This window comes from Streptomyces sp. NPDC087300 (genome assembly GCF_044744425.1).
GTDB lineage: Bacteria > Actinomycetota > Actinomycetes > Streptomycetales > Streptomycetaceae > Streptomyces.
In genome coordinates, this window is sequence record NZ_JBIUYI010000018.1 from 66,290 (window position 1) to 77,316 (window position 11,027).

9 protein-coding genes are annotated in these 11,027 nt (G+C 69.8%); 5 read left to right on the plus strand and 4 right to left on the minus strand.

Annotation, left to right across the window (positions count from 1 at the left end):
- Genes ACIO9J_RS41760 through ACIO9J_RS41770 form a run of 3 tightly spaced genes read right to left on the minus strand, consistent with a single transcriptional unit; the run spans position 1 to position 4,988 of the window.
- Positions 1–3,180 (minus strand): amino acid adenylation domain-containing protein, encoded by a 3,180-nt coding sequence (locus ACIO9J_RS41760; protein WP_402010773.1) that lies wholly within the window; start codon positions 3,178–3,180, stop codon positions 1–3.
- 59 nt (positions 3,181–3,239) lie between these two features.
- Positions 3,240–4,067 (minus strand): hypothetical protein, encoded by an 828-nt coding sequence (locus ACIO9J_RS41765; RefSeq protein WP_402010774.1) that lies wholly within the window; start codon positions 4,065–4,067, stop codon positions 3,240–3,242.
- Positions 4,068–4,121: 54 nt separating this feature from the next.
- Positions 4,122–4,988, minus strand: a complete 867-nt coding sequence (locus tag ACIO9J_RS41770) for an FG-GAP repeat domain-containing protein (RefSeq protein ID WP_402010776.1) — start codon at positions 4,986–4,988, stop codon at positions 4,122–4,124.
- Positions 4,989–5,401: 413 nt separating this feature from the next.
- Between ACIO9J_RS41770 and ACIO9J_RS41775 the strand changes: the two genes are divergently transcribed.
- Genes ACIO9J_RS41775 through ACIO9J_RS41790 form a run of 4 tightly spaced genes read left to right on the plus strand, consistent with a single transcriptional unit; the run spans position 5,402 to position 8,730 of the window.
- Positions 5,402–6,268 carry a 3-hydroxyacyl-CoA dehydrogenase family protein gene (locus ACIO9J_RS41775; protein WP_402010778.1) on the plus strand — a complete coding sequence of 289 codons (867 nt, stop codon included), beginning with the start codon at positions 5,402–5,404 and terminating at the stop codon, positions 6,266–6,268.
- On the plus strand, positions 6,265–6,537 hold the full coding sequence (locus ACIO9J_RS41780; RefSeq protein WP_402010779.1) for an acyl carrier protein: 273 nt from the start codon (positions 6,265–6,267) through the stop codon (positions 6,535–6,537). Before ACIO9J_RS41775 ends, ACIO9J_RS41780 begins: the two co-directional genes overlap by 4 nt.
- Positions 6,530–7,639 (plus strand): acyl-CoA dehydrogenase family protein, encoded by a 1,110-nt coding sequence (locus ACIO9J_RS41785; RefSeq protein ID WP_402010781.1) that lies wholly within the window; start codon positions 6,530–6,532, stop codon positions 7,637–7,639. Before ACIO9J_RS41780 ends, ACIO9J_RS41785 begins: the two co-directional genes overlap by 8 nt.
- A complete protein-coding gene (locus tag ACIO9J_RS41790) occupies positions 7,636–8,730 on the plus strand; it encodes an HAD-IIIC family phosphatase (protein ID WP_402010783.1) in 1,095 nt (364 codons plus the stop codon). The genes ACIO9J_RS41785 and ACIO9J_RS41790 overlap by 4 nt, the downstream gene beginning before the upstream one ends.
- Before the next feature lie 79 nt (positions 8,731–8,809).
- On the opposite strand, the gene ACIO9J_RS41795 is transcribed toward ACIO9J_RS41790, so the two are convergent.
- A complete protein-coding gene (locus ACIO9J_RS41795) occupies positions 8,810–9,325 on the minus strand; it encodes a MarR family winged helix-turn-helix transcriptional regulator (protein ID WP_402010785.1) in 516 nt (171 codons plus the stop codon).
- A 111-nt stretch (positions 9,326–9,436) separates the two neighbouring features.
- On the opposite strand from ACIO9J_RS41795, the gene ACIO9J_RS41800 reads away from it, so the two are divergent.
- Positions 9,437–10,888, plus strand: a complete 1,452-nt coding sequence (locus ACIO9J_RS41800) for an MFS transporter (RefSeq protein ID WP_402010786.1) — start codon at positions 9,437–9,439, stop codon at positions 10,886–10,888.
- Positions 10,889–11,027: the final 139 nt, after the last annotated feature.

The following is an 11,027-nucleotide window of genomic DNA, read 5'->3' on the forward strand; positions in this document are numbered from 1 at the left end:
TTACGCCTCCTGCTCCCAACCCCTGGCGGTTGGATCGCTTGTGCTGTGTGCGGTACGGATACGTGCGGCGAGCTGGGCCGGTGTGAGGTCGGCGTAGAGGTCGGCGAGGGTCAGAGGTGTGCCGAAGGCCGCCTCGGCGCGCTGCACGAGCTGTGCCCCGAGGAGTGAATGTCCGCCGTGGGCGAAGAAGTTGGTATCGCCGTCGACGTCGGTACGCTCCAGCAGCTCCTGCCACAGCGCGATCAGCCCGCCGGTCACCGGGTCGCTCACGGCGGCGGCCCGCCCCGGCGCTGGCTCGGCCGCGTGGCGTTCGGCACGCATCCTCTGGGCGATGCGCTTCAGCTCCAGGTAGTCCGTCTTCTGGCTGACCGTGGTCGGGAAGGCCTTGAGCGCGATGAACTGCTGAGGCACGGCCGCTCCCGGCAGGGCGGCGCGCGCGTGCTCCCACAGCTGCTCGGTGAGGCTGTCCGGCACGGCCTCCGTCTCGACGAAGGCGATCAGCAGGGGGCCGCCGCTCGCTTCGTCGTCGGCGACGACTACGGCCACGCCCCGCACGTCGGGGTGCTCCAGCATGACGGCCTCGACCTCACCGAGCTCGAGGCGATTGCCCCGCACCTTGACCTGCCGGTCGACCCGCCCATGCAGTTCGATGGTGCCGTCAGGAAGCCAGCGGGCGAGGTCACCGGTGCGGTAGAAACGGCCGTACTCCGGGTGGGTGGCGAACCGCTCCGCCGTCAGTTCCGGCCGCCCGTGGTAGCCGAGGGCCACTCCCCTTCCCGCGATGCACAGTTCACCGCTCACCCCGACGGGGAGCTCCCGGCCTTCGGCGTCGGTGATGAAGGCACGGGTGTTGGACATCGGCACACCGATGTCGACGGTGGTGGCGCCTTCGGGCACCGCACCACAGGTGGAGTAGATCGTGGTCTCGGACGGTGCGTACGCGTTGCGCAGCTCGCAGCCGGCCGCGGTGATGCGACGGGCCAGCGCGGCCGGCAGGGGCTCGCCGCCGGTGACGCCCCGGATGCCGGCCAGTTGGTGCCCGGCCTGCTCCACAATGAGCCGCCATGTGGTGGGGGTGGCCTGGACGATGCTCACACCGTGCCGCGTCAGGTTGTCCAGGAGCACGGCACCGTCGGTGCGGGCGGTGTCGGGAGCGACGACGACACGGCCGCCAGAGACGAACGGCAGGAAGAGTTCCAGGGCCGAGATATCGAAGGTGAAGGTGGTGAGCCAGAGCGTCGCGCTCCCGGCATCCGCCCGCAGTTCGCGGACGAAGTGGCCGATGACGTTGGCGGCGCCGCTGTGGGTGATGACCGTGCCCTTGGGCCTTCCGGTGGAGCCCGAGGTGTAGATGAGGAACGCCGTGGCGTGCTCGTCGACGGCCGCGGTCAGTTCCTGCTCGGTGACCTCGGGGGCGCCGGTGTCGGCGACCGGGGCCATCGGCATCGTACGGACGCCGTGGCCGGCCCGGTGATCGACGCCGGGTGCGGTCAGCACGATCCGGGCCCCGGAGTCCTCAAGGAGGTAGGCGGTGCGCTGAGCGGGGTGGTCGGGGTCCAGGCAGAGGTAGGCCGCGCCGGCCAGCCAGGCGCCGAGGACCGCGGCGGCCAGCTCGGGCCCGCGCCGCCCGGCGAGCGCCACGATGTCTCCCGGCCCGGCTCCCGCCGCGCGCAGCAGATCGCGGTCGGACAGTGCGGCGCGCCACAGCCGCGCGTAGCTGACCGACCGTTCTCCGTCCACCAAGGCAACGGCACGCGGGCTGCGGCGCACCGTCCCGGCCACCGCCTCGATCAGCGTGGCGGGCACCACCGGGGCATCGGTGGCATTGGCCGCTTCAATGACGGCACGGTCGCGCTCGGCGGCCAGCGGGAGTTCGCCCATCGGGCGATCGGGGTCCGTGGCCAGGGTGACGAGCAGGGCGTCGTACCGCTCCAGGAGGAACCGGGTGTCCGTGGCTGTCAGCACCTCTGTGTAGAACACACCGCGGACGGTGAGGTCCTCGGAGGAGGAGAAGAAGAAGAACTCCAGGTCGAACTTGCTGTAGCCGTTCTCCACCAGCAGCTGCCGAGCCGGGGTGCCGGCGAGGTCGAAGGCGGGCTGTCCCGCGTTCGGCACGTAGTTGAATAGGTGGCGAAAGACGGTGTTGCGCCAGGTGGTACCCGCGTGCTTGATCTCCGGCAGGAGCACGTCGACGGGCACGTCGGCATGGGTGATCGCCCCGAAGAAAGCGGTACGGGCCTGCGCGGCCAGGTCCCGGAACCCGGCCCTGAGGTCGACTCGTGCCCGCAGCGGGAGTGTGTTGACGTGGTAGCCGACGGCGCGCGAGGACTGCGGCGGGCGGACGTTGGCGGGGGCGCCGACGACCAGGTCGGGCCCTGCACCGTGGCGGGCCAGCAGCAGGTAGTAGGCAGCGAGCAGAACGACGGCTTCGGGGGCGCGCAGCTCCTTCTGGAGGCCGCGGACCGCGTCCCGGGCCGCGGCCGACAGCGTGTGCAGGACCGAGTCGCCGGTGAGCGTCGGGGAGGGCCGGTCCTCCGTCCCGCAGGCCAGGCCGAGCGCCGCCGGGTCGAAGCCTTCCAGGTGCTCCCGCCAGTAGGCGAGGCTGGCATCGGAGTAGGACGCCGGGACCAGTGCGGGCTGCGGGGCGCTCAGCCCTTCGGGCACCCGCCCGCCGGCGGCGAGTGACTCGTAGACGTGCCGGAACTCTTCGAGAAGGATGGCGGCGGACGTGCTGTCGAAGACGATGTGGTGGACGACCAGGGCGACAACGTCACCGTCGGGGCCGCGGAAGTGGCCGACCCGGACCAGGGGCTGCCCGTCGAAGGTGAACGGGCGCCCGACGAGCGCCGCCACCGCCGCCTCGGTTCCGTCCGCCGGGACCGAGGCGAACTCCACGGTCACGGGGCACCGGTCGGCGGGCAGCGCCAGCTTGGTCAAGGCGCCCTCGACACCGTAGAACACGGTGCGCAGCGCTTCGTGCCGCCGCAGCAGTACGTCGAGGGTCTGCTGGACCTCCCGATGTCCCAACGGCCCTTCGGTGGTGAAGACGACCGAGAGGTTGTTGACAGCGCTGGTCGGAACAAGCTGCTCCAGGAGCCACAGCGCCTGCTCCTTGCGGCTGGCCGCGGTCAGGGTCGTGAGGGCGGAGCCGTGCGCGGAGGGCTGTGAAGGAGTGGGCATTCCGATTTTCCTGTCTCTGACGCGTGGATGCCGGCGGTTGCTGCGGCAACGTGGGCAGGTCAGCGGGCGGTAAGCAGTCGGGAGACGGCTCGGGCGACGTCGGAGCTGCGCAGCAGCTCGGTGTGCGGCGTCTCGAAGCGGTACTCGTGGGCCACGATCCGGGCGTCCCGGCCAGGATTGAGCATCCGGAACCCGTTCAGGCCGCTGGTCGGTGTGTGGGAGGTGATGGCCGTGCAGCGCCGCCAGACCTGGGTCGGATCGATCTGCTCGGCGATCGAGAGGTACGACAGGAAAGCGCCCGCGGTCTCGGACATCTCGGCGCATCGGCGTTCGTCCAGACCGAGCTTCGCGCAGGCGCTGTCGGCCACGGATTCGTAGAGCGGCAACAGCTGGTGGGCCAGCTCCGTGAGCGAGGTGCACTGCTCCTGGGCCCGCTGTCCGGCGTCCTGGGCCTGTCCCACCTCGGACTCCCCGAGGGTGGTGACCATCTGCCCGACCGCCTTGTGGAACTGCCAGTACAGGTTGGCGGCGGTCGCCCGCTCCGGGTCGAACAGCACCGTCACCGGGAACGTGCCCTGAGCCTTCTCGATCTCCGCCGCGATCGCGGCGGCATAGACGCTGCCCGCGCAGAAGGCCAGGACGCCCCGGACCGTGCGGCCGCTGTCCGCGACCTCGTCCACCCATTGCTTGACGTACGTTTCCGCGGGGAGGTCCGGACGGGCGGAAATGGCCTGGGGCCTGGTCTCCCAGACGGTGCCCCCCGGCCGCAGGAGCTGTACGAAGTCGGTGAAGCGGGCCTCGATGCGACCGGTCGCATCGAAGTCGACAGCGAGGACGACGTCGTCGGTGCCGTCACTGAGCTGTTTCCAGGTCGTCAGACTGCTCATGCTCTTTCCCGTTCTGTCGAAGCTGTCGTGCGAAGGGGGTGCGGTGGCCACGGGTCAGCTGACGATGTCGAAACCGCCCCAGCCCGCTCCGACCGCGACCGGCGGCAGGAAGGTGGCTCCCGGGTTCTCGGGGTCGAAGGAGCCGCTGTGTCGGTGCACGACGAGTTCGCCGTCCGGGCGTACCGCCAGCAGGTCGGGGCGGCCGTCGCCGTCGATGTCCGTGATGTCGATGACCGCAGTCTCCAGCCAGCCGGAGCCGAGGGTGTGCCAACCGCCGGGACCGAGGGGCAGGCCGTCCTCGCCCCGTCCGCCCGCGTAGACCTCGTGGGCGGACAGGGTGCCATCGGCATGCCGTACGAGCAGGTCTAGTTCGCCGCTGCCGGTGATGTCGGCGAGGCCGACCGGCAGGTCGGCGGGGGCGATGACGGCGAAGTCTGCGGGCGGGGCGAAGGTGTTCGCCGCGTCAACCTTGCCCTGGTGCATGATCCGGTGGACGTCCCCCGTTCCCTGCACCCGGCCGATGATGTCGACCACCCCGTTCCCGGTCAGGTCGCCGAGCGCGATGGTGTCGTAGGCGCGCTCCGGCGGTTTGCCGCCGACGTGGATCGCCTCGCCGAGCGTGCCGAGCCCGTCCAGGCCTCCCTGGTTGAGGAAGACCAAGGCGCGGTCGTCGTCGGTGATGCACACGACGTCCGCCCTGCCGTCGCCGGTCAGGTCGCCCGCGCACAGCCAGAGGTGCGAGCCGAAGCCCGTACCGATGAGGACCGGCTCCCCGTACGTCTCCGCGCCCCGGAACCCATCGCTGTGGGGAAAGACGAAGAGCTCTCCCGTGCGTGCGTCACGAGCAAGGATGTCCTGCTTTCCATCGCCGTTAAAAGAACCGGACCTGAATACCGAGGGAACGAAGTTTAGGGTGCCCATGAGAAATCCCTACTGATTGCCGAATTGATCTCGACTGCATGAAAACACTATGACTGCGCGGCATACGAAAACAACCCCAGAATCACCTCTCGACCCCTCTGGGGGCGGCAGTTCGCGGCACGTGCGCCACCCCGACCAACCGACTGCCACGCTCCAGAAAAATCATCTTGACCTGCCTATTTGCAGAGGTGAGCAGGAAGGGAGAACCCCTGAAACAGCTATGATCCGGAACCCAGGCGACCCCCTGGCCCGCGCCGCTCCACCGCTTCCCGCACGGATCGAAATAAGGAGGATCCCGAAATCGATGCACCGGAACAGGGGTTGCCCCGTGCAGCTGCCACCCACACCATTGTGACGCCGCCCCAACAGGAACAAGTGCGGGGAAATTTCCCCACGAAGTTGCGGAGAATTTCGTGACAGAGAACTATTTCGACGGTCGGCTCGCTGTCCTTGGAGCGGGTGTGATGGGTACGAGCATCACCGCGATGGCCATCGGCCACGGCGTACCCGTGACCCTGATCGACATCGACGGGGACCGGCTCAGCCCTGCTCGGGAAGAGGTCGGGGAGCAGCTCCGGATGGCCCGTCTGATGAACGCCCTTCCAACCGGCAGGGAGCCGGGCCCGCTGACCACCAGCAGCTCGGCCGACGCCGCCGCCGGCGCGACGGTCGTGATCGAGGCCATCACCGAGCTGGCCGAGGAGAAGGGCAAGGTGCTCGCCGACGTGGCGGCCGTGGTGTCCGAGGGCACCCCGCTCGTCTCCAACACCTCGGCGATCCCCATCGACGAGCTGGCCGGCGCCGTGTCCCGCCCCGCGGACCTGGCAGGCGTGCACTTCATGAATCCCGCGTACCTGATCCCGATGGTCGAGGTGGTCCGGGGGCCGCGCAGCAGCGAGCGCACCATGACCGCTGTCACGCGCCTGCTGACGGCGCTGGGGCGGCGGCCCGTGGTGGTGGGCGACGGGCCGGGTTTTGTCACCAGCCGGGTCCTGCACCGGATGCTCAACGACGCGATCCGCGTCGTTGAGGAGGGCCGCGCGACTCCGGAGGCGGTCGACGACCTGTTCCAGGGATGTCTCGGCCATCGCACGGGCCCGCTGCGCACGGCCGACCTTATCGGCCTGGACAACCTGGCCGACTCGCTGCGCGTGCTGGCCGAGCGTACCGGCGACGAGGGATGCCGCCCCTGCGGGCTGCTGCTGGAGAAGGTCGCGCGGGGCGACCTCGGCCGTAAGAGCGGCCGGGGCTTCTACGACTACGGAGGGCGTACATCATGACGACCACAGCCGAGGGAACGGTGAAGGAAGCGATCCGGGACTTCCTGTCCCAGCACACCCGGCGGACCTGGGAGGACGAGCAGGACATCTTCGCCCAGGGGGCGGTTTCTTCGCTGTTCGCCATGCAGCTGGTGGTCTTCCTGGAAAAGACCTTCCACGTCGTGATCGGCGGTGCCGATCTGCAGCTGGACAACTTCCGTACGGTGCGGACGATGAGCACCTTGGTGTCCCGGCTCCAGGAGCCGGCCGGCGGAGGCGACCGTGGGTGACACGCTCGCCGAAGCCAGGGAGCTGGCCACCGGACTCATCGGTGACCAGCCCGATTCCTGGGACCGCACGGGCGCGATACCCGACACCCTGGTGCGGGAACTGGGGGCGAAGGGCGTGTTGTGCGCCGAAGTGCCGCGGGAGTTCGGCGGGCTGGGTCTGTCGAGCCTGGAGAGCGGCGAGCTGACGGCGTACGTCGGCAGCCTGTGCAGCTCGTTGCGGAGCCTGATGACCTCGCAGGGGATGGCCGCCTGGACGATCAGCCGCATCGGCGGACCATGGCAGCGGAAGCAGTTCCTGCCCGCGCTGACCGGTGGCGAGCTCGCGGCCGTGGCGTTCAGCGAGCCCGACGCCGGCAGCGACCTGTCGGCGATGGAGACGCGCATCGTCCTCGACGGCAGCAGTGCCGTGGTCGACGGAACCAAGGTCTGGATCACCGCCGCCGCCTACGCCGACGTCCTGGTCGTCTTCGGCCGGTACGGCGAGGGCGCCGCCGTGGTGCTGGTTCCCGCCTCCACGCCCGGCGTACGGATCGAGCGGATACCCGACGCGCTGGGCTGCCGCGCGGCGGGCCACTCCGTCGTCGGTTTCGACGGGGTTCGTGTGCCCGCGGAGAACGTGCTGCCCGGAGCGGGCCAGCCCCCCGGGCTGCTGGTCACCACGGCCCTGTCGTACGGCCGGATGTCGGTGGCCTGGGGCTGCGCGGGCATCCTGCGGGCGTGCCTGGCCGCGTCCGCCCGGCACGCCGCGACCCGAAGGCAGTTCGGCAGCCGGCTCGCCGACCACCAACTGGTCGCACGGCACCTGGCCGAACTGCTGGTGGCGGAACAGTCCGTCACCCGCGCCTGCGAACACGCCAGCCGCTGCTGGGACGAGGGTTCCCCGGAAGTGGTGACCGCCAGCCTGCTGGCCAAGCACGTCGGGGCGACCCAGGCGGTCCGCGGCGCCGCGACGGCCGTCCAGGTCCTGGCCTCGGCCGGCGCCCGCGACGGCCACGCCGTGGCGCGCGCCCACCGCGACGCGAAACTGATGGAGATCATCGAGGGCAGCAGCGAGATCTGCCAACTTGCCCTCGGCGAGCAGGCACTGGCGGTGTGGGCATGAGCGAGAAGCAGCCCCAGTTGGTAAAGTGCCTGGTCTGGGACCTGGACAACACGCTCTGGCAGGGCACCCTTCTGGAGGACGACGAGGTCGTTCTGCCTCCTGCCGTCCGGGACGTCGTCATCGAGCTGGACAAGCGGGGCATCCTGCAGGCGGTGGCGAGCAAGAACGACCACGACCTGGCGTGGCAACGGCTCGAACAGCTCGGCATCGCCGAGTACTTCGTCCTTCCGCACATCGGCTGGGGCCCGAAGTCCACGTCGGTCGGCGCCATAGCGGAACGGCTGAACTTCGCCCAGCGGGCCATGGCGTTCGTCGACGACCAGCCGACCGAGCGCGCCGAGGTCGCCCACCACCTGCCGGAGGTACGGCTCTACCCCGCGGAGCACGTGCTATCCCTGCCGAAGCTGGCCGAGTTCACCCCTCCGGTGTCCACGGTCGACTCGCACCGCCGCCGGAAGATGTACCAGGCCGGCTTCGAGCGGGACTCGGCGCGTTCCGCGTTCGAAGGGCCCGACGAGGAGTTCCTCCGCTCGCTCGGCCTGGAGATGCGGATCGCGTCGGCCACGGACGAGGAGCTGCCCCGGGTCGAGGAACTCACCCTGCGGACCAGTCAGATGAACGCGACCGGTGTGCACTACTCCGAGGACACCCTGCGCGCGCTCATGAAGGACCCTCACCACGAGGTGCTGGTGACCACCCTCCGGGACCGCTTCGGTCCGCACGGCGCGGTGGGCGTCATGCTCCTGGAGAGAGGGTCGGCCGTCTGGCGCCTCAAACTGCTCGCCACCTCCTGCCGGGTGGTCTCCTTCGGCGCGGGCTCGGTCATCCTGCGCTGGCTGATCGACCAGGCGGCCGCGACGGGCGTGCACCTCGTGGCCGACTTCCGCGCCACGGACCGCAACCGCATCATGGAAGTGGCGTACCGCTTCGCGGGCTTCACCGAATCCGGGTGCGACTGCCTCGACGCCCTCCCGGCCGCCGTGGACACGGGCGTCCAGCGGTGGCACCTGGTGCCGGGCCCGCAGGAGCCTCCGTCCACCGTGAGCCTGCACGCGCCGACGTTGGCCACCGCGGGACAAACACCCCAGTGAGCGACCGTCCAGGACGGCGAGTGGGCCCCGTACCGAGGGGCCCGCTCGCCGCCGTTCGCCTTCCCGTGCCGACAGGAGGTCAGCCGATTGCCTGCCAGTCCGCCGACTCCTCCTGGTGCGGGTCATACTCCTCCGCCTTCTTCAGGAAGTCGAGGAAGTCGTCCACCATCCGCCCCCCGAGCCGTACGAGTTCGCGCCTGTCGCTCTCCGGCCACGACATGAACGCCTGAGACAGCCAGTCGATCACCACCGACCGATAGCGCGTACTGAGGTCAGCACCGGCCGGTGTCAGCTCGATCAGGCGGGCCCGCTTGTCCTGGGGATCGGTGACCCGGTACACCAGGCCCTTCCGCTCCAGACGCTGGACGTGTCTGGTGACGTGCGGGCCTTCGACTCTCATCTCGGTGGCGATCTCGCCGATCCTCAGGGGGCCGCCAGAGCCCTGCAGCACTCCGAGGATCTGCAGGGCCGGGCGCTCCAATGGAACGCCGGCCAGGGCGGTCGCCCTTTCATGGAGCCAGTTGCTGTTCAGCGTCGCGCCGAGCTGCGCGAGCTTCGGGGCGAGGGAGAACAGGCCGTCGATGCCTTCGTCCATGACACTTGCACCCTTCCCAGTATCTACCTAAGGTAGTTATCTACCTGAGCCGCCCCTCCGCGGCGGACAACTACCTATGTCAGTTATACACACCCCCGAAGGGGGACAGTCATGTCCGTGCCCTCCGCAGCCAAGATTCCAACAGATTCGTCCGCCCGGCCCACGGGACACCGCCAGGGCATGGTCGTCATCGCCCTGTCCGTGGCTGCCTCCACCGCGTCCATCCAGCAGAGCGCGGTCATCCCCCTCCTGCCCCGCCTGCAGGAATCGCTGCATGCCTCCGCCTCCGCGGTGAGCTGGGCCCTCACCATCAGCCTTCTGTGCGGCGCCGTGGCCACGCCGCTCTTCAGCCGCCTCGGCGACATGTACGGCCGACGACGGATGCTGCTGCTCACCCTCGGGTTACTGGTCGTCGGGTCCCTCGTCGCCGCCGTGTCCACCTCGATCACTGTCCTCATGGTCGGCCGGGTATTCCAGGGCGTCTCCGCGGCGACCGTGCCCCTGGCCATCGGCGCCGTACGCGACCTCCTGCCGCGCGAGAAGATGACCACCGGCATCGGCGTGCTGAGCGCGACCATGGGCATCGGCGTCGGTCTCGGCATGATCATCAGTGGTCTGATCGCCGAGTACACCAGTGGTTACCGCATCGTCTTCTGGCTCATCACCGGCCTTTCCCTCCTCGCCACCGCGCTCACCGCCTGGGTGGTGCGCGATGTGACGCCGCCCGTGGGCGGACGACCGGACGTACCCGGCGCCGTGACCCTCACGGCCGCGCTGATCGCCCTGCTGCTCGGCATGAGCAAGGGGAAGGACTGGGGCTGGACCTCGGGCTCCGTGATCGGCCTGCTCGTCGCGGCCGTCGTGCTCCTCGCCGTCTGGATCGCCATCGAGCGCCGGTCGCCCGCGCCCCTGGTCGACGTCGCGATGCTGACCCACCGCGGCACGATCGGCGCCAGCCTCGCCTCGTTCCTCCTCGGCTTCGCGCTCTACGCGGGATTCACCCTCTTGCCCAGCTACGTCCAGACCCCCTCCGAGGTGGGCTACGGCTTCGACGCCTCCGTCCTGATGGCCGGCGTCTACCTGCTGCCGACCACCGCGCTGCTTATCGTCATCTCCCCGCTCGCGGGCCGCTTCGTCCGCAAGACCTCGGCCGCCGCGATGGTCGCGACCGGATCGGCGGTCGCCGCCCTCTCGAACGTGTGGCTGATCATGCGGCACGACCACGCGTACGACATCTACGTCGCCACGGCCCTCCTCGGGATCGGTGTCGGCCTCTCCTTCGCAGCCCTCGGCACCATGGCCGTCGAGCACGTGGACCCCTCCAAGACCGCTGTCGCCAGCGCCGTCAACTCGCTCGTCCGGCTCATCGGCGGCAGCATCGCCAGCTCGGTGACCGCCGTGCTCCTCAGCTCGGACACCATCGAGGGCAGCAACGTGCCCACCGCCCATGCCTACCAGGTGAGCTTTACCGTCGCCGCCGTGTCGGTCGGCCTCGCCGCTGTCTTCGCGGGGTGCTTCGGCTGGCTCAACAAGCGCGACAGAACCCACACACCCCCGGCGTGACCGTCCCTCGGAGCCGTGGGGGGGGGCCCGGGGGGGGGGGGCGCCCCGCCCCCCCCCCCACCGGGGCCCGGGGGGGGGGTGAAAAGTTTTTTGGAAGAAAAAAAAATAAATTGTTGGGTTGAGCGGGTGGGTAAGGAGG